Source organism: Thioalkalivibrio sp. ALE30 (genome assembly GCF_000377465.1).
Taxonomy (GTDB): Bacteria; Pseudomonadota; Gammaproteobacteria; order Ectothiorhodospirales; family Ectothiorhodospiraceae; genus Thioalkalivibrio.
Window position 1 is genome coordinate 176,715 of sequence record NZ_KB898173.1, and the last position, 18,661, is coordinate 195,375.

17 protein-coding genes are annotated in these 18,661 nt (G+C 66.1%); 1 reads left to right on the top strand and 16 read right to left on the bottom strand.

Annotated elements, in window-relative coordinates; genetic code table 11:
• Window positions 1-155 precede the first annotated feature (155 nt).
• Genes D107_RS0109980 through D107_RS0109990 form a run of 3 tightly spaced genes read right to left on the bottom strand, consistent with a single transcriptional unit; the run spans window position 156 to window position 4,782 of the window.
• Entirely contained in the window at window positions 156-1,373 is a 1,218-nt protein-coding gene (locus D107_RS0109980; RefSeq protein ID WP_018881366.1) for an acetoin utilization protein AcuC, read from the bottom strand.
• Entirely contained in the window at window positions 1,370-3,925 is a 2,556-nt protein-coding gene (locus tag D107_RS0109985; protein ID WP_018881367.1) for a nitric oxide reductase activation protein NorD, read from the bottom strand. The genes D107_RS0109980 and D107_RS0109985 overlap by 4 nt, the downstream gene beginning before the upstream one ends.
• Complete coding sequence (locus D107_RS0109990; RefSeq protein ID WP_018867533.1) at window positions 3,922-4,782, bottom strand: CbbQ/NirQ/NorQ/GpvN family protein; 861 nt, start codon at window positions 4,780-4,782, stop codon at window positions 3,922-3,924. The genes D107_RS0109985 and D107_RS0109990 overlap by 4 nt, the downstream gene beginning before the upstream one ends.
• 219 nt (window positions 4,783-5,001) lie before the next feature.
• Here D107_RS0109990 and D107_RS0109995 point away from each other — a divergent pair, with 219 nt between their 5' ends.
• Window positions 5,002-5,319: a hypothetical protein gene (locus D107_RS0109995; RefSeq protein ID WP_018877049.1), complete on the top strand. Its 318-nt coding sequence runs from the start codon at window positions 5,002-5,004 to the stop codon at window positions 5,317-5,319.
• A 376-nt stretch (window positions 5,320-5,695) separates the two neighbouring features.
• Here the strand turns inward: D107_RS0109995 and D107_RS0110000 are convergent, their stop codons facing one another.
• From D107_RS0110000 to D107_RS0110060, 13 genes are all read right to left on the bottom strand, one after another.
• Window positions 5,696-6,565, bottom strand: coding sequence for a glycine betaine ABC transporter substrate-binding protein (locus tag D107_RS0110000; protein ID WP_018877050.1), 870 nt, complete (start codon window positions 6,563-6,565; stop codon window positions 5,696-5,698).
• Window positions 6,566-6,617: 52 nt separating this feature from the next.
• The gene (locus tag D107_RS0110005; RefSeq protein ID WP_018877051.1) at window positions 6,618-7,460 is read right to left on the bottom strand and encodes a proline/glycine betaine ABC transporter permease; all 843 of its coding nucleotides are present in this window, start codon (window positions 7,458-7,460) and stop codon (window positions 6,618-6,620) included.
• 1 nt (window position 7,461) lies between these two features.
• Entirely contained in the window at window positions 7,462-8,667 is a 1,206-nt protein-coding gene (gene proV / locus D107_RS0110010) for a glycine betaine/L-proline ABC transporter ATP-binding protein ProV (RefSeq protein ID WP_018881368.1), read from the bottom strand.
• Between the two features lie 55 nt (window positions 8,668-8,722).
• The gene (locus D107_RS0110015) at window positions 8,723-9,106 is read right to left on the bottom strand and encodes a hypothetical protein (RefSeq protein WP_018881369.1); all 384 of its coding nucleotides are present in this window, start codon (window positions 9,104-9,106) and stop codon (window positions 8,723-8,725) included.
• A gap of 51 nt (window positions 9,107-9,157) precedes the next feature.
• The gene (locus D107_RS0110020) at window positions 9,158-10,201 is read right to left on the bottom strand and encodes a lipoate--protein ligase family protein (RefSeq protein ID WP_018881370.1); all 1,044 of its coding nucleotides are present in this window, start codon (window positions 10,199-10,201) and stop codon (window positions 9,158-9,160) included.
• 3 nt (window positions 10,202-10,204) lie between these two features.
• Entirely contained in the window at window positions 10,205-10,633 is a 429-nt protein-coding gene (locus D107_RS0110025) for a hypothetical protein (RefSeq protein ID WP_018867540.1), read from the bottom strand.
• Window positions 10,634-10,787: 154 nt separating this feature from the next.
• Complete coding sequence (locus D107_RS0110030) at window positions 10,788-11,741, bottom strand: hypothetical protein (RefSeq protein ID WP_018881371.1); 954 nt, start codon at window positions 11,739-11,741, stop codon at window positions 10,788-10,790.
• A 207-nt stretch (window positions 11,742-11,948) separates the two neighbouring features.
• On the bottom strand, window positions 11,949-13,214 hold the full coding sequence (locus D107_RS0110035) for an OmpP1/FadL family transporter (RefSeq protein WP_018878541.1): 1,266 nt from the start codon (window positions 13,212-13,214) through the stop codon (window positions 11,949-11,951).
• Between the two features lie 284 nt (window positions 13,215-13,498).
• Window positions 13,499-14,671, bottom strand: coding sequence for a radical SAM protein (locus D107_RS0110040; RefSeq protein WP_018867543.1), 1,173 nt, complete (start codon window positions 14,669-14,671; stop codon window positions 13,499-13,501).
• A gap of 54 nt (window positions 14,672-14,725) precedes the next feature.
• Window positions 14,726-15,808 carry an NAD(P)/FAD-dependent oxidoreductase gene (locus tag D107_RS0110045; RefSeq protein WP_018881372.1) on the bottom strand — a complete coding sequence of 361 codons (1,083 nt, stop codon included), beginning with the start codon at window positions 15,806-15,808 and terminating at the stop codon, window positions 14,726-14,728.
• Window positions 15,809-15,830: 22 nt separating this feature from the next.
• Window positions 15,831-16,925, bottom strand: a complete 1,095-nt coding sequence (locus tag D107_RS0110050) for a biotin/lipoate A/B protein ligase family protein (RefSeq protein ID WP_018867545.1) — start codon at window positions 16,923-16,925, stop codon at window positions 15,831-15,833.
• Window positions 16,918-18,099: a radical SAM protein gene (locus D107_RS0110055; RefSeq protein ID WP_018881373.1), complete on the bottom strand. Its 1,182-nt coding sequence runs from the start codon at window positions 18,097-18,099 to the stop codon at window positions 16,918-16,920. Before D107_RS0110055 ends, D107_RS0110050 begins: the two co-directional genes overlap by 8 nt.
• Window positions 18,100-18,205: 106 nt before the next feature.
• Window positions 18,206-18,643 (bottom strand): glycine cleavage system protein H, encoded by a 438-nt coding sequence (locus D107_RS0110060; protein WP_012982053.1) that lies wholly within the window; start codon window positions 18,641-18,643, stop codon window positions 18,206-18,208.
• Between the last annotated feature and the right edge of the window lie 18 nt (window positions 18,644-18,661).

Genomic DNA, 18,661 nt, shown 5'->3' on the forward strand with positions numbered 1-18,661 from the left:
TATGTTCACCCCGAGAGGCTGTTATGTAAAAAGATCCGACGCTGAACGCCGAATATCCACCGTAGAGGCGTCGGACATCTTTACACCGAGGACCGAGGGGACCGGTCCTCCACTAAGGACGCCGCCCCTGCCGCCGCAGGGCCAGGCCGCCCGCGCTAGCCGCGCAGCAAGGGGTGTGTGGCGCGCAGCTGCGCCAGTCGCGCCTCGAGCTCGGGGCGGACTGGGCCCGAGCGGTCGGCGTCGAGGCGGGAGACGAACAGGTTCTCGTACCAGTCCTCCTCCTCGTCCATGTCCCAGTCGACCTCGCGCAGCAGGGCCTGGCCGGCCGCCGGGATCGCGGCGGGTAGCTCGCGACCAGTCAGCAGGGCCCAGACCCCGGTCCAGCAGCGTGCCAGCGCCAGCGGGTGATAACCGCCGCCACCCAGGACCAGGAGCTTCGGCGTGCCGTCGGCGTGGCGCGGGCTGGTCTCGATCACGTCGTCGATGCACTGGAGGAAGCACTGGGTGGAGATGCCGAACTTGCCGAGCGGGTCCGGCAGCAGCGCATCGGTACCGGCCTGGACCACGACCGCATCCGGCTGCCAGCGGGTGCGCACGGCCTCCCAGACGGCCGCGAAGGCGGCGCGAAACTCGCTGTCGTTGGTCTCCTTCGGCAGCGGCAGGTTCACGGCGTTGCCCAGCGGTCCGGTGTCCTCGATGCGCCCGCCCTCGAAGGGGTAGCCGTATTCGGTGTCCATGTGCAGGGAGACGGTGAGCACGTCCGGGTCGTCGGTGAACGCGGCCTCGACCCCGTCGCCGTGGTGGGCGTCGATGTCCAGATACAGCACGCGCTGCCCGGCCTGACGCAGGCGCAGGATCGCCAGCGCCGGGTCGTTGAAGTAGCAAAAGCCACGGGCCTGGTCGGGGGCGGCGTGATGCATGCCACCGGCCGGGTTGAAGGCCATGCGCCCGCCCAGCACCACCTCGGCCCCCTGGATGGAGCCCCAGGTGGCAGTCGCCGGAGTAGCGAAGAAACCGGCGAAGAACGGGTTCTCGAAGTTGCCGATGTTGTGGCGGTCGCGGTAGCGCTGGAAGACCTTGCCCAGCGCCTCGGCGCGCTGCATCGCGGCCACGTACTCGCGGGTGTGGAACCACTCGAGCTCGGCCGGCTGTGCCTTGCGCGATACGGCCATCTCGGCCGGCGTGATCGCGTCATAGGCCTCGATCAGGTCGATGGTCAGCGAGACGCGCGGGATCCCGAGCGGGTGGTTGTCGCCATAGCTGTGCCCGCGATAGCGCGGGGCATGCAGCAGCGTGGCATGTCGGCGGGCCGGCTCCGGGTGCCGGTCCGCGGCCCCGGTGGATGCGTCGATGGATTCGGGGGTGGCACTCACTGGCGCAGCCTCAGGTAGATCTCGGGCAGACGGCGCGGCAGCTCGTCCACATGGTCGATGATGGTGTAGTGGCCGGGACCGAAGATCGCCGGCAGGTATTCCGAACCGGACGGGTCCAGGGTGATGCAGAACGGGTGCACACCGGCGTCCACCGCCTCCTTCATCGCCATGCGCGTGTCCTCGTGCAGGTAGCGCTGGTCACCGCCGTCGTCGTAGTCGGCCGGGCGGCCGTCGGACAGGATCAGCAGCAGCCGGCGCTGGGCCGAGCTGCGCCGGAACGCCTCCAGCGAGTGGCGGATGCCCGCGCCCATGCGCGAGGCCAGGCGCCCGGAGACCCCGGCGATGCGGGCGCGGACGGTGTCGTTCAGGTCCTCGTTGAAGTCTTTCAGCCAGTAGTAGTTGACCTGGTCGCGCTGCTTGGAGGCGAAGCCGGAGATCGCGTAGGGGTCGCCGACCTTCTCGATCGCCTCGGCGAACAGCATCATCCCCTCGCGCACGCGGTCGACGATCTTGCCCCGCCCGCCCGGGTGGCGCGCCATGATCGAGGTGGACATGTCCGCCAGCATCAGCACGGCCGTATCGCGGTGCTGCACTGCACGGCGACGGTAGATGAAGGCCTTGGGCGACAGCCCCGCCTTCTTGTCGGCGATGTAGTCGATCACCGCCTCGGTGTCGAGCTCGTCTCCGTCGAGCTGTTTCCTCAGCGGCGCCAGGCGCATCGGGCGCTGCATCTCCAGGCCGCGGGTCAGGCGCTTCAGGGTATCGGCGTTCTCCGACAGGAGCGTGGCCGCCCGCTCCGGGTCCTCGTCGTCCAGCACCCGCTCGTAGAGGTTCACCCAGTCGGAGATGTAGCGCTGCTCGCGGTAGTCCCATTCCGGATACGGGATGCCGTCCTTCTTCGGGGTGTAAGGCGCGGCGCGCTTGGCCACCTGCGCCGGCTGCGGGATGCCCGTGCCGATGCGCCCGCCGGTGCCGGAAGTCTCCTGCTGCGGGGTCTGAATGTCGGCGTCCGGGTCCTTCTGCGCCTGCTCCGGGGCCTGCTGCGGCTGTTCTTCCTGTTTCTGATGCTCGAACTTGTGCTCGTCGTGCGCCTCGTGGTCGCGGAAGTCGGCCAGGCTGCCGTCGCGTTTGCGCTGCGGATACACCGGCAGCGACTGGTTCAGCGACAGCCCGGGCAGATAGGCCTCGGCGCGCTCCTCGATGGTGATCTCGGGGAAGGCCTCGTCGGCGAACAGCTCCTCGCCGACCGCCCAGGCGGTTACGACGTCCGCGTCCGGCTCCAGCACACGCGCCAGACGCGGGTCCTGCGGCTCGTCGCGCAGCAGGGCCTGGTGGGCCTTCAGTGCGAAGTCGAAATAGACGCCGGCCACGCCTTCCGGGCGACCGTGGACCTCGGCCAGCGCCACCAGGCGCGGCAGGAAGTTCGGGATACGCGGGGCCAGGCGTGCGTTCACGCGCAGGTCTTCGGCCAGGTCGAACAGCACCTGGAAGCGGAACATGCGCGCCTCGAAGGGCGCGAACAGCGGGCGCCAGGTGATGCGCGACTTGTCGTCCAGCGGCGGATGCTCCGCACCCGCGCGTGCGAACAGCCGCTCCACCTCGCTGTGCGCATAGGTATCGAAGGCGAGATGCGCGGCCGCGTGCTGGGTGGCGACGATCGCCTCCTCGCGCGAGCCCATGACCGCCGGCATGAACAGGCGCCGGCCGTCGGTCTCGAGCATCGGGCGGCCCTCGCCCGGCTTCCAGCTGGAATCGGCCAGCGGGATGTCGGCGTCCAGCCAGGCCATCAGCACCAGACGCAGGAAGCGCCCGTGCATGCGCGGGCGAAAGCCCGGCAATGCCTCCAGCAGCAGCTTCAGGCTCTCGTCGCTCTCCAGACGAAAGTAGGCCTCGCCGCGCGAGCGGCCGGCCTTCAGCAGGTCCGCGCCGCGCCGCGCCCAGGACAGCAGGCCCTGGTCGCCGACCAGGTTTCGCGCGATCGGTGCACCCTCGAGGTAGGCATCCAGGGTCAGGCCGCGCTCGTCGAACAGGGTCTCGGCCGGCTCGATCAGGGCGCGCAGGCCGTCGATGCCACGCCCGCCGGCGAGCTTCTCGAAGTCGGTCTCGAAATAGGCCCGGGCATCCGGCAGGCTGCGCGCGCACCAGCGCAGGCCGATCTCGGCCCACTCGCGCTCGCCGGCCTCGCCCCAGGCGTCATACACGCGATCGGCCTGGGCCATGAAGCCTTCCAGGGCATAGTTGGAGTTGACCCACTCCTTGAAGCGGGCCGCCTGCTCCAGCCACAGCTCCACCGTCTGCATGTGCTCGGCGAGTCGCGCCGAGTGGCGCATGAAGCTCTTGCCCGACTCCCGGTCATGGAAGAACAGGTCGCGGGCCGTCTCGATCCAGCGCCGCGCAATGGTGGCGCCGAACGGGCGGATAGCCGGCAGGGCTTCCTTCGTGTCGCGGTGGGCGACGAAGCTGATGTCCTCCAGGTGCTGGAGGATTTCCTCGATCTCGACGAGTTCTTCCGCCTCCGGTTTCGCGCCGCCGTTGGTCGCGATATCGCTCACGCGGCTTCGGACTCGGGGAAGTGGGCGTCGAAGATCTCTTCCAGCGCCTGGATCAGCTCGGGGTCGTCGGTGATCGGGGCGATCATCGCGGCACGGCAGGCCACACGCGGGCTCAGACCGGCCTGCATCAGTTCGCCGGCATAGGCGAGTGCTCGGGTGGAGGTCGCCTCTTCCAGCCCATGGTCCTTCAGGGCCCGGGCCTTGCGCCCGGCCGCCACGAGTTTTTCCACGCGGTCGGCATCCAGGCCGCCGGATTCCTTGGCCACGATCTCGCGCTCGACATCCTCGGCCGGGTAGTCAAAGTGGATGCCGACAAAGCGCTGCTTGGTCGAGGGCTTCAGATCCTTCAGCACGGTCTGATATCCCGGGTTGTAGGAGATCACCAGCATGAAGTCCTCGTGCGCGTCGATGATCTGGGACTTCTTGTCCAGCGGGAGCTGGCGGCGGTGGTCGGTCAGCGGGTGAATGACCACGGTGGTGTCGGTACGTGCCTCGACGATCTCGTCGAGGTAGCAGATCGCGCCCTCCTTGACCGAACGGGTCAGCGGGCCGTCCTGCCAGACGGTCTCCTCGCCTTCCAGCAGGAAGCGGCCGACCAGATCGGAGCTGGTCAGGTCCTCGTGGCAGGAGACGGTCACCAGCGGCTGGCCGAGGGTGTGCGCGACATGCTCGAGAAAGCGGGTCTTGCCGCAGCCGGTGGGGCCTTTGAGCATCACCGGCAGGCGCTTCGAGTACGCCGCCTGAAAGATCTCGATCTCGTCACCCTGGGGCTTGTAGAAGGGGGCACCACCCGCGTCCCCCGGCTTCTCGATGACATCGCGTTCCACACCGCGGATGCGGTTGATCAGGTTCTTCATGGGATCTCCGGCAGGGACTGGTGTATGCGCGTGCGCAGCGTTACCCTCCAGCGCGCTGGGCGGGCGGCCAATCGTGTTCGCGCAGGCTTTGTTGTATCATTTGCTGTTTATATTCTATCGAACCTGCGCACTTGCATGAACCAAACGCCCCACGGCTGCGGGGTTGGGCGTGCAAAGGCGCCCGTCACTCGGATTCAGCGCTTCAACAGAGGACCCGGTATGAAACTTGTCAAACTCGTCAAGCTGAACAACCTGCAGTACAACCCGAACCGCGACCCGAACGTGTACCGCCGTCCGATCAACGAGGAATTCCGGGTCCAGGCCATGCTGAACGGCTCCGGCAGCGCCAGCTGCAAGTTCTCGGTGGAAGGCGAAACCCTGTGCGAGGGCAGCGTGTCCCTGCCGGGTACCTTCGATTGCAAGTTCAGCTTTGATACCGCCGGCACCCGCATTGGCGACCTGGTGATCGAGGGCAATGGCGAGACCTTCCACGAGAAGATCCGCATCGACGTGCTGGAGCACGCCTGGATCGGCTGATCCCGGATCGCCCCACCCCGCGGCTCGTCCCGGGGCGCGTCACTCAAAGGCCCCGCGGCGACCCGCCCGGGGCCTTTCGCGTTTCTGGACCAGCCACAGTAGCGGCCCGCTCAAAGCACCCGCCCCCGCCATCCCGGACGCCCGCCAATCTTCATCGTGACCGGAGAATGCCGACAACGTGTTCCATTCGCCCCGTCGTCCGCCCCTGAACCGAACTTCTCCGTGCTGTTCGTGCCCTCCGCCCCCTCCGTGCTGCAATAGCCCTTGCCCTTCTTCGTGCCTTCGTGCGCTTCGTGGTGAAACAAAATGCAGTGGCCTGAACGAAGAAAGCCCCACCGGGGCGGGGCTTTCGGGTGCTGCGGGTAGTCCGTGCTGATCAGTCGATCACGCCGGTCACCCAGTACTGCACGTACTCCGGGTGGTCCTCGATGAAGCGGTCCACGGCCTCAGCGTAGGAGTTCTCCTGGGCGTAGAACATCGCCTCTTCCAGCACGTCCAGGTTCAGGTGCATGCGCGAGATCATCATCGCGACATCGTGATACTCCTCGGCGAAGCCCTCGCGGGCCAGGGCATGGATACGCTCGAAGCCGCCCAGGGCCTCATCCGGGTCTTCCAGGTAGCGCAGGTCGTAGGCGCCGAACTTCCAGTGCGGGCTCCAGCCAGTGACGACGATCCATTCATCACGACGGATCGCCCGGTCCAGCGCGGAGGTCATGCCCGCCCCGGAGGAGATCTGCAGGCTGTAGCCGTCCAGGCCGTAGGTCTCGAGGGCCTCTTCCGAGAGCCGGGTCAGGCCCGCGCCGGGGTCGATCCCGGTAATGCGGCCGTCCAGGCGATCGCGGACCGAGTCCTTCTTCAGATCCTCGATAGAGCCGAGTTCATCCTCGGGCACGTAGTCCGGCACCACCCAGCCCAGGCGGGCATTGCCGTACAACGGGCCGAGGTTCACCACGTCCTGCCCGACGCGCTCCATGTAGTCGGCATGGGTACCCGGCAGCCAGGCCATCAGCATCATGTCGATATCGCCGGAGGCCAGGCCCTGATACTGCGGGGCGATGTCGGTCTGAATCAGCTCGACCGAATAGCCCATTTCGTCCTCGATGACCCGCTCGGCCAGCTTGGTCACGAACTCGGCATCGGACCACGCAGTCCAGCCGATCTGGATATCGTCGGCCTGCGCGGTGGACAGGCCCATGGAGGCGGCCAGCACGCCGCCCAGCAGGGTTGAAGTCAGTGTCTTGTTCATCTTGCTACTCCTTCCTTCGAGTGAAACGGATGGCGCAGCGCACGAGCCCGGATCAGCCGCTCGCCTTGCGCCGCAGCCCTACGCTCTGGGTGATCCGGTCGAGCAGGATGGCGAGGATCACGACCCCCAGGCCGCCCTCGAATCCCAGCCCGACATCGAGCCGCTGGATACCGGTCAGCACGGTATTGCCGAGCCCGCCGGCACCGATCATCGACGCGATCACCACCATGGAGAGTGCCAGCATGATGGTCTGGTTGATGCCGGCCATGATGGACGGCATCGCCAGAGGTAACTGAATCTTGGTCAGAAGCTGGCGCCGATTGCAACCAAACGCCAGCCCCGCCTCGATCTGCTCGCGGTTGACCTGGCGAATACCAAGGTTGGTCAGGCGCACCACCGGCGGCATGCAGAACACCACCGTGGCGATCGCACCCGGCACGGTGCCCAGCCCGAAGAAGATCGCCGCCGGGATCAGATAGACGAACGGCGGCATGGTCTGCATCAGGTCCAGCACCGGACGGATCGACGCCTCGACCCAGTCGCTGCGCGCCATCGCCACACCCACCGGCATGCCGATCGCCAGCGCGACGGCGGTCGCCGCGAGCACCAGCGACAGCGTCTTGATCGTGGGCTCCCACAGGTCCATCCCCAGGATCAGCCCCAGCGCCACGATGGCGAAGATGCCGAAGCGCCAGCTGACCCGCCACCAGCTGAGCCCGACCAGGATCAGCACCAGCAGCCACGCCGGGATCGCCAGCAGCGCCCCCTCGAAGGAGTTGGTCAGCAGCCCCAGGAACCAGGCGATGCCGTCCAGCGCGGGCTCCAGGTTGTCGAGGATCCAGTCGACCGCGGTCTCGATCCAGTCCCCCACGGGGATGTTGATGCGTCCTTCCATGTCAGTGATCTCCGTTCGCGGCGGCCGCGGTCCGGCTGCGATCCAGGGCCTCGACCAGGCGCTGCAGGGTCACCAGCCCCCGGAACTGTCCTTCCGCATCCACTACCGGGATGGACACCGACGCCTGCGCCGCCCGGCCCGGGAGATTCGCGAGAGGCGTGTCCTCGCCTACCGGCTCGACCTCCACGGCCACCTCGCTGGCCGGGCGGTCCACGGTCAGTTCGCCCAGGCGCTTGGCCTGAACCACGGACTGGAAACGCCCCGCGGCATCGACGATCACGGCCTCGTTGCCGGGCACGCGCGCAATGCGGCTGCGCGCCTCGCCGGCCGTGGTATCCGCCGCGAGGACGGGGATGGTCTCGCTGTCCATGATGTCGCGCGCCTGGAACACCTGGGTGATGTCCACCCCGTGAAAGAACGAACGCACGTATTCGTTGGCCGGATCGAGGATGATCTCCTTGGGCGTGCCAACCTGCACCACCTCGCCGCCCTGCATGATGGCGATGCGATCGCCGATGCGGATGGCCTCGTCCAGGTCGTGGGAGATGAACACCACGGTACGCCGGTGCTCGCGCTGCAGATCCAGCAGCCGGTCCTGCATCTCGGTACGGATGAGGGGGTCCAGCGCGGAGAAGGCCTCGTCCATCAGCATGATGGAGGGGTCGGTCGCCAGCGCCCGCGCCAGTCCCACGCGCTGCTGCATGCCGCCGGAGAGTTCGTCGGGATAACTGCGGGCATGGGCCTTCAGACCAACCTGGTCGAGCGCCTCCAGCGCGCGCTCGCGGCGCCGGGCGCGGCCCACGCCGGCGATCTCCAGCCCCAGCGCAGCGTTGTCGATCACGGTCTTGTGCGGCATCAGCGCGAAGGACTGAAACACCATCGCCAGATCCTCGCTGCGCAGCCGGATCAGCTCGCGCTGACTCATGCGCGTGACGTCACGCCCGCGGACCTCGACGGTCCCCGCGGTCGGCTCGATCAGGCGGTTCAGCAGCCGCACCAGGGTGGACTTGCCGGACCCGGACAGCCCCATCACCACGAAGATCTCGCCTTCGGCGATATCCAGGTTGCAGTCCTTCACGCCCACCGTGTTGCCGGTACGCTCAAAGATGGTGTCCTTGTCGAGCCCGTCCTCGATCAGCCGCAGGCCCTCCTGCGGGTTCGGGCCAAAGACCTTGTACAACTCGCGCACCCGGATGATGGGGTCCATTCGACGATCTCCCTGCAATACACCTCGCGGCGCCAGGCCCCGCGCGGGCCGATGGCTACCAGTCGTACTGGCGGACGAATTCGGGCAGCTTTTCGATCATCTCGTCGCGCCCGAAGAAGCGATCGGCGCGGGCCAGGCGCATTTCATCCTGGATGTCCTGATCGCCACCAAAGCAGAATACCGGAAGGTTGATCTGGTATTCCATGCGCAGCATCCGGATCACGTCGAGCGGATCAAAGGCCTCGATCTCGTCCAGGTCCAGCAGCAGGAATCGGTACAGCAGGATCTCGTTCCACGGCCCGAGCTCATCCAGGTCGGTGACCTGGTGCAACTGCCACTCCGGCGGCAGCTGGGCCTGCAGACGCTCGGCCATCGCGCCGTCCCGGGTCATCAGGATCAGGCGTTTCTCCAGGCGGCGTTCGATCGTCGGTTCGGACATGCGGCTTCTCCGGCGTTCGTGGGGAGGGGGCTCGGGACCGGGGCCTGTCTGTCAGGCCGCTGCGATTCCGCGATAAAGCCCGTCGATGCGGGCACTGATCTCGTCCACCATGCGGGCATCGAGCTGGCCGTTCAGGCGCGAGCGTACGCGCAGGCGTTCCGGCGATTCACCGACCAGACGCTCCTCCAGGATGGCGGTGGTGGCCGCATCCTCGCACCAGATCCGCGCGATATGCGATCCCTCCACGTGCAGGCGCAGGCGCCCGCAGGCCCCGCGGGTCTCGAACACGTGATTGTCGCGGTTCACGCGGATGCCATCGCGCACCGACGGCGATCCCTGCCCGTCGGCGAGGTCCGTCAGTTCCTCGCGTCCCAGCGCCAGCCACTGATCGAGGATCGCCCGGTCCGGCTCGATCCGGCGTGCCGGAATGCCGAAACGGCGCGCCAGCACATCCTGCAGGGCCGCCTCGACCTGCGCGGGCGCGGGGACCTGCGGACACTGGCGGGCGCAGTCGGTCATGCCCGTCTCCAGCGCCGGGCGCAACCAGTCACGGTAGCCCTCGCTGGGGGCATACACGCAGGCGAGGAAGCGCTCGACCGGGAAATGTCGCAGGAAACTGGCGCCGAACACACAGCCCTCGTCGAGCGTTGCGGCCCCGGTCCCCATGATCTTGCGCCCCTGGACCCAGACGTCCTGGCCCCGGGCCTCGACGCCTTCCAGACCGAGCGCGCGCAGCACATCCATGGCGATGCCCAGTCCCACGGCGAAGAGGTGGCGATGCCCACGGGCCAGCACCTGGCGCGGCTGGATCAGGAAGAAACAGGCCTGGTCGGCGTCCACCCAGACCGAGCCGCCGCCCAGTGGACGCCGCACGACCGGCACACCCTGTTCGGCGCAGGCAGCCAGGTCCAGGTCGGATTCCGCGTCCTGGCTGGCCCCGATCGAGATATGCGGCTCGTGCGCGTGCACCCACAGGATACGCGGGGGCGCATCCGGAGCGGTGGAGGCCGCAAGACCGGTATACAGCGCGTGGAGTTCTTCGGCGGATCGGGCCCCGGCGTCGATCCACTCCGGGGTTACCGTGGATGCGACCAAGTGTCAGCCCTCGGGCTTGTCCTGTCCGGCACTGGAGTCGTCTGCCTTGTCCTCCTGGCCGGGCTGGTAGAAATAGCGGAAATAGAAGTCACTGCGGGAGAGGTCCTCGTACAGCTTGGCGCGCTCCTCGACCCCGCTGCGCATGATCTCGACCATGGCCATCGCCTGCTCGCCATCGATGATGTGGATGCCGCCGGTCAGTTCCTGGTCGGTATCGAGGAAATGCGCGGCCAGCTCTTCCGGCTCCTGGATATATACCAGGAAGGACTTGCAGTCCGGGTCTTCCAGATCGAGCGGCTGCATCACGATCTTGCCCAGCCAGGCCAGGCGCGCCACCTGGTTGAACTGGTGGATATCGAGCTTCTTGCCCTTCTTGTACTTGTTGAGTTCGTTGCGGATCTCGCCAATGTTGGCGATCTTCATCGATTTCATGGATGTGCGTCCTGCCGCGAATGTTGCGGGAGCATAAAACAAGTGCATGTCCGGATCGTAAAAAAACCCCGGCGGACCGGGGTTCTTGAGTGGGCTACGCGGGAATTCCGCGCACCCTTGCGCCGTTCCATGGCGCAGGCGGTCTCCAGCGGTCTTACCACTCGAAGCCGGTATCCTCTTCTTCGTAACCCGCGACTTCCTTCAGGGTCTCTTCCAGCGCACCGGGCGAGCTGCGCAGCCGCATGAAGCTGTTGTCACCCAGCATGCGCAGATCCGGGAAGTGCAGGGCCTTGCGGAAACGCATGTGCAGGGCCTCGACCTCGCCGCCGCGGACCAGGATCTCGATCGGCACCGTCGCGGTATGGCGGAACTCGCCCACGTCCACGATGCCAAGCTGGTGCAGATCGGCCGAGTCCTGGGCCGCCCCGTCGGACTCGCGCACGGCCACACCGATCACGGTCACGTCCTGGCCCGGGATATCCACCCGGTAGATCTCGCTGACCCCCGCGACCCGGTTGCCCAGGTTGCTGTCCAGCTCGCTCAACGCGCTCCTCCGGTTGCCATGGCTGGCCAGCTCGTAGGGCGCATCGAAGCGCTCCATGCCGAAGGTGTAGCGATAGCGATTCAGGTCGCGCTCGCTCATGCCGTCCTCGGACCCGAAGTCGCGCTCCGCTCCGAGGGTACTGGCCAGCCGGTCGCTGACGCCGGATACCGGCGCATCCAGGCGGTAGGCATGACGGAAATACTCCAGGTTGTTGTAACTCACCTGCAGTTCGCCATCGACGGCCGTCACGGACACACGGATCGGGGCGATGTAGCCGCCGCGTGCCTCGGAACCGGCCACCGCCAGCAGATCATCGTGGGTCACCACGACCACATGCCGGTCGTCACTGACCGGATATTCGCCCAGGAACCGGAAGTCGGCCCCCTCCAGGCGTTCCCGCACACTGGCGGCCTCGGCGGAGACATCCGTCCCCGATTCGGTGTAGGCCAGCACGAACGGACGGTAGTTGTCCGCCGCCACGGTCTGGCTCGCCGCGAACAGCGCAACCGCCGCGACCATGCCGACGGCGCGGACACTCCCGCGCAAGGCGTGGATTGCTCGCATGGCATCCTCCTTTGAATTCTCAGGTAAATCCGAGCGGAATGCTCGACAGAAAGAAGGGCCCGGGACGCACCCCCCGGTGCGTCCCGGACTTCAGAATCACCCGCCCTCCCTGGCGGATCCGACCTTCCCCTCAAGGTCGGCGCGCCCCTCCCGGGCGCGTGACACCGAAGCCCCGCGGCGGTCAGGCGACCGCCCCGGACCTCCCGATCAGAATCGGTACGCGTACCCGATCTCGAGCTCGTACTGCTCCATCTCGATCTTCACGTCGGTCCCCGGCTGCATCATGTGTGCTCCGGATACGCTATTGCTCGGAGCATACATGGCGGCGAAGTTCAGCTCATGCTGACCGAAAGCCTTGGTGAATCCGGCGGTGAAGTGGTCTTCCATCACGGCCGGCGCCAGGATATTGAGCGTTACGTCACGAGCGTGGATCGGATTCTGCCCTCGGTTGTAGCCCACACGCCAGGTCCAGTCATTGGCCGTCTCGAACTGGGCACCAATCTTGAATACGCCAATGTCTCGCCAGCCGAAGCCGGGCCCGCCTTCCGCGCCGAAAGGCATACCGGTCATGCTCGGATTGGAAATCGAATCAATCTCGGAATAGTTGATGCGCGTGTAGTCTGCGGAAACCGTGATACTCGGGGTTACCTCAACGGCGATGCCCAGACCGAGGGTCGATGGGATATCAAAGCTCCCGCCGTCTGCGAAGAGCCCACTGTAGTCATCAAATTCACTGTTTCGGATTTTGGTGCGATAACTACCACCGAGGGTCACGGTCTCCGCCAGTTCAGCCTGGAAACCAATCTGGGCTCCGTACCCCCAAGTGGTATCGGTTCCATTGTTCGTGAGGTTCTCGGGGTCACTGCTCATCCCCTGGAACGCCCCCAGGCCCTTCGCACTGAATCGCTGGTAACTGATGATCGGACTGAAGCCCACGCTGAATCCGCCGTTAGCCGATCGCTGAGCGTAGGTCGGGATAATCGCCAACTGCTCGAGGTCCACACCAGCCGGTCCTCCACAGAAGATCCCGCCACCCCCTTGATCGCAGGTCGGGTCACCGGTCATGTAGCCGGGGTAATCGGTGTTCATGCCGCCATTACCCAGCAGGGCAATACCCCAGGAGCGGTTCTCATCGATCTGTTGCACGTACCCGAACGAGGGAATGAAGAAATCTTCACTGCCGGAGTCGACGGTCATGGACCCCATCTGATTCTCGAAGGTCACCGAACGTTCGGGACGGAAATAGGCGAGGGAGCCGTCGATGCGGGTTTCCATGCCGGCGATGCCGGCGGGGTTGATGCCCGGGGCGTAGGAATCCTGGGAGATCGCCATCCCGACGCCCCCCATGCCCTTGGCCTTGGTGCCGTAGCCGTGGGCGAAGTAGCCGTTGGTGGCGTGCGCGACGCCGGCGGAGCCCATGGCCAGGCCGACCGCGATCGTCACCAGGCTGCGGCGAATGATGCGTGCTTCCATTTTGTATCTCCTTTGGTGGTCTTCTTGTTGTGTTGTGCGAACACCCCGGTTACGCGCGGCCCCCTTGAAATGCCGCCGGTCCGGTCTTGATGGTGTTCCCACGGCTCGCGCCACGGTGACCGACCGTGGCGCGAGTTTTTCGGCAGGTCTGTTCAAGGGCACTCTTCGGAATGGCCTTGATAACCCTGCTCGAAACCTGAATATTCAAAAAGTCTTATTGATCCCCTGACGTGCGAAAGCCCCGGGGATGCCGGGGCTTTCGCTGGATACTACCACTATCGTTTTCAGGCTGTCTTCTCGTCTTCCGCCTCGTCGGCGTCGAAGTCGAAGGTGCCGACGTCCTCCCCGGCCATCTGCCGCTTGACGAACCCGACGTCGCTGCTGTTCAGCGCGAATGGGAACGACAGGATGTCCGTCGGGCTGGAATCGCCGTAAGGGCGATTGCAGGCCGAGACCTCCTCGTCCGACTTGCCGGGGCAGCCGGAGGTCTGGAACGGCTTGCCGGAGGCGATCAGTTCCTCGACCTCGGACTGCGGCAGACCGAAGTCCACCACCTGGCCGTCGGCGTTGAACTTCATGTCGTCGATGCGGCCACCGGCGTAGTCGATGACGAAGCGGCCCAGCTGCACGCGGCGCCACTGGTCACGCGGGACCGGGTTCCAGTCTTCCATCAGCGAGCCCTCTTCCGGGAAGAAGGCAAACATGTGGTTATGACCGCCCAGGTCGCGGATGCGCTGGCAGACCTGCAGGATCTCTTCCTCGGTCTCGCCCATGCCGCAGATCAGGTGCGCGCCGAACTTCTCCGGGCCGAAGATCTCGGCGGCCCACTCGATGGACTGCCAGTACTTGTCCCAGGTATGCGGGCTCTCCACCGACTTGCCACGGGTGCGCTCGAAGATCTCCGGGGTCACCGCGTCCAGCGCGACCGTGAAGATGTCCGCGCCCTTGTCGCGCAGGAGCTGGAGGTCTTCATAGCTCATGGTGGTCGGGTTCGACAGGATCGACACCGGGATATGGTTGACCTCGGCGACCCAGCGCTCCAGCAGCTCGACGGTGTCGGCATCGGAGTTCGGGTGCGTGATCATGGAGATGCACATGCGCTCGAACTGGCCGGCGTCGGCATGATTCTTGACGCGCTCGATCACCTCGTCGTACTTGGCGGTCGGCCAGTCGACGCGGATGAAGTTGCGATCGGCGTAGTCCCGCGATTCCTCGCGGTGGCGGGCCAGGCCGCAGTAGGAGCAGTTGGCGCGGCAGCCTTCCGGATAGGTCACCAGGAGGTTAAGGCAGTGCGTGCAGGACGTGCGATGCATGGTGCCCGGCACCAGGCCCAGCGTGATCGCGGCCGCGGTGGACATCTGCACGTACTCCGGCGAACGCATGTCCGGGGTCTTGATGTGATAGTCGGGCCGGTAAAAGTTGATCGGCGCGACCATCTCCTCTGCACTTGCACTCATGGGGTTCCTCCAGCGTTGTCTCGGGGATGCCAGGCATCCGTCGACCGGGTCCGATTACGCGGCCCGGTCACCATCGTTGAAATACTCGGAAAATGCAATCCATCCGCGGCGCTGGGTGGCGTCTTCCTGCGCCCGCGGGGTTCGCCAGTGTTCGTTGAGGAAGGCACGCCGTTCGCAGGCCCGCTCCAGCGCCGGCCCGTACTGGTCGCGCATCTCCTCGTCGTAGTCGGCAAAGGCCTCGGCATCGCCTTCCAGGTGGCCGATCGCGGCCTCGCCGGCGGCCTCGCCCGACACCACGGCGGCGGCGATGCCGGCGCCGGTGATGGGGTGGGTCAGCCCGGCGGCATCGCCGACGAACAGGACATCCCCCGCCACCAGCGACTCCCGCAGGCCGCCGACCGGGATCGCCCCGCCGGTGCGATAGCGGATCTCTTCGCCCAGCAGGCCCTGCTCCACGAGCTGGGCATGCAGCGACTCCAGCGGGGCCTTAAGGTCACCGGCGATCCGCTTGTCGGCGCCCAGACCAAGGTTGGCCCATTCCCCCTTGGGGAACAGCCACGCGTAGCCACCCGGATAATCGTCGGAGAGCCAGACATCGGTTGCGGTATAGGCCTTTTTCAGCGGCACGGTGTACTGGCGCGTCTGCACCGTGGGCAGAGACTCCAGGCCGAGCGATTCGGCGACCGGAGAATGCGGACCGTCGGCGGCAATCAGCACGCGATAGCCGACCTCCTGCTCCGCGCCCTGATGTTTCACCCGGGCGACGTGACGCTCGGCATCCACCGCCATCAACGGCGTGGAGGTGACCAGCTGCGCCCCATTCGCCTCGGCCGCGCGGATGATGGCGCGGTCGAACTCGCCGCGATCCACCATCAGGCCGGGGAAGTCGGAATGCTCGACGGTGCCGGAGGGCAGGAAGCTCTGCATGGAATCGATGCGCTGCAGCAGAACGCCCTCGGGCTTTGCATAAGCGCCCATCGGGTTGGGGATAAACTCGGCGCACTGTACCGGCTCGCCAAACGCCTTGTTGCGCTCGACCGCCAGCACCGACAGCCCGGCCGCGGCACATACGCGCGCGGCGGAGGCCCCGCCGGGCCCCAGCCCCACCACCAGGACATCGACCCTGGTCGGCAGCATCAGCGAAGGCTCCCTGCGCGGCTCACTGCGCGGCCGCCGAGTCGACCTCGGCCTGCGCCAGAGCCGACTGGATGGCGGCGATGAAGTCGTCGGCCGTCAGCTGCAGCATCTCCACGTCGCGTTCCGCGAAGAAGGCGCGCACGCGATCCTCCATCTCCGCCTGCGGCGTATCGCGCAGGGCGGCTTCCAGGTCCGCGATGGTCCGCGCCGGCTTGACGAAGATATCGCCGGTAATCCAGAGCTGCTTGAGGCGCTTGCGCTCGGGATCCAGCGCCGCACCCACGCGCATCAGGCCACCGTCGGACTTGAAGATGCTCTCGAACATCGGGGCATCGGTCGCCGGGCGGTTGCGCTGGTACACCCACTCCTCGGTATCGATCTCGGCCAGGGCCGCGTCGAAGGCGCGACGCTCTTCCGGCAGCAGATCGGCGGCCTCGGTGCGCACACCGAACTCCTCGGCGAAGGCACGCACGATGGCGTCCTTCACCACATCCAGGGCCGGCATCTCCTCCAGCAGCGTCGCCAGGTTCACGACCCGGTCCCGGGCGGACTCGATCGCCTTGTTCGAGAGCTTCTCGGCCGGAATGCGCAGGATGCGCAGCATGTCCTCTACATCGAATTCGATCAGCAGCGTGCCCTGATACATGATCGACTCGCCATCGAAAGCGCCGCCGGTACCGGAGATCTTGCGGCCATCGACCTCGATGTCGTTACGCGGGCGGAACTGCGCGTCCACGCCCAGCGAGCGCATGCCCGCGGCCGCCGCGTTGCAGATGCGGGCGGCGATCTGGCCCATGTCCGCCGTGCCGAGGAAGCGCTTGTCCAGGTACAGCTCCCAGCCGAGCTGCGTGGCATCGAAATAGATCGCACCGCCGCCGGTAATGCGCCGCTGGATCGCGATCCCGTGCTCCTTGCAGTACTCGGTGTTGATCTCCTGGTCGACGTTCTGGTGAAAGCCCACCAGCGCGCAGGGCTCGAACTGCAGGAAGCGCAGGGTATGCGGGGAAACGCCTTCCTGGTGACACTCCAGCAACGAGCGGTTGAAGGCCATGTTCTCGGCCGCCGGGCGCAGCCCGGTGTCCAGGACGCGCAGGGTCGTCTGATCGCGTTCAGGCATGACAGCCACCCCCGGATGCCACTTCGCCGCCTTCGGTCACGATGCGGATGCCGCCCAGGCCCTGGCGCGCCTTGCGCTCCTGTTCCCGACGGCGGGTCTCCTCCGCCACGATGGTGTCGAGGTCCAGCTCAACGCCGCTGCCGACGCCGGCGTCCTCGGCCATCACCTCGTCGCCGACCGCGATGGAACAGCAGGCCGGCGTGACCCGGACCTTCTTGCCCAGGCGCGCAGCGAGTTCCACCACACCCTCGGCCGGGTGCGCGATGCCGGACAGTCCCGCCATCACCGCGTAGCTGTCGATCTGGCTCTTGGCCTCGCCCGGCGGCCGGGCACACCCCAGCAGCAGCGACGTATCGCCCAGGCGCTCGCGCGCATCGTGGAAGAAGCGACCGACCGCGTGCACGTCCGGGGTCTCGAACGGACGGCTGGCCGGGGCGTAGAACGGCATGACCACCACCAACACCACCGCGTCGGGCAGATGGCGCGCCAGCATCTCCAGCGCGTTCCACTCGCCCAGCAGCTTGCCGTAGTGCAGGCCGATCACGATATGGGGGACCACCTTCATGTTGGTGTTCACCAGGCTCTCGATCGTCTGCTCGAAGTCATCCACGCTACGGCGCAGGTGATAGACCTGGGTGATCGTGTCCTGGGCACCGATCACGTCCATCATAGCCGCGTCGATGCCGGCCTGCTCCATGGACAACGCGATGTCGTCATCCACCAGCGCCGTGTGCATGGCAATACGGAACTCGGGGAACTCGTCCTTGATCCGGCGGATGGTGGAGTAGTACGGGTCGTACTCCACCTCGTTGCGATGGTTGGAGCCTCCGGTCAGCAGCATGCCCTGGGCCCCCGACTCGATCACACCATTCACCTGGCGCCAGAGATCCTCCGGGGTGCGGACGGGGATCATCGGCTCCAGGATCTTCGCCTTGCAGTGATCGCAGGCAAGCTTGCAGTCACCGCCGGTGATGGACATGGCCGGCCAGGCACTCTTGCCGCAATCGGCCAGTTCCGTCGACTGATAGGACTTGAACGTAGGGGTGTAGAAGTGCACCGAACCCGGGTCACCGCTGTGTCGCAGGCTGTGCTGGAGGTCATCAACCAGCGACGGATCGACAGGGACGTCCTCGAGGGGCTCGACCCGCTGGATTACATCGTTCCAGCTCGTCATGGGCGTTCTCCGGGTTCGGCGAATTTCTTGAAGGTTTTACTCGGGTATTACCGAAAAAAAGGGGCCGCCGACCTCGAGGGAACGGCGGCCCGGACCGGAACCGGGATCAGCAGCCGCCGAAACCGTCCGCTTCCATCTTGGCTTCGAAGGCCGCCAGGGCATCGGAGCCGGTCTTCAGATCACCGACTTCGCCGTCCCAGTCTTCCGGCTTCAGCTTGATCAGCCAGCCTTCGCCGTAGGGATCTTCGTTGATCAGCCCCGGATTGGCAGCAACCTTGTCATTGGTCTCGGTGACTTCACCGGTGACCGGGGTCTTCGCCGGACCTACCCACTTGCCGGATTCGACGGTGGTGCAGGACTTGTCCTTCTTGACCGTCTTGCCAACCTTCTTCGGGGTGTAGGACACGATCGTGCCCGCCAGCGAACAGGCGTAGGAAGTCAGGCCGACCGTCGCGGTACCGTCGCTTTCCTTGCGCACCCAAACGTTGTTTTCAACGTTGTACATCAGATCTTCCGGAATATCACAACCCCGAACTGCACCCATGTCTTCCTCCAGGAATAT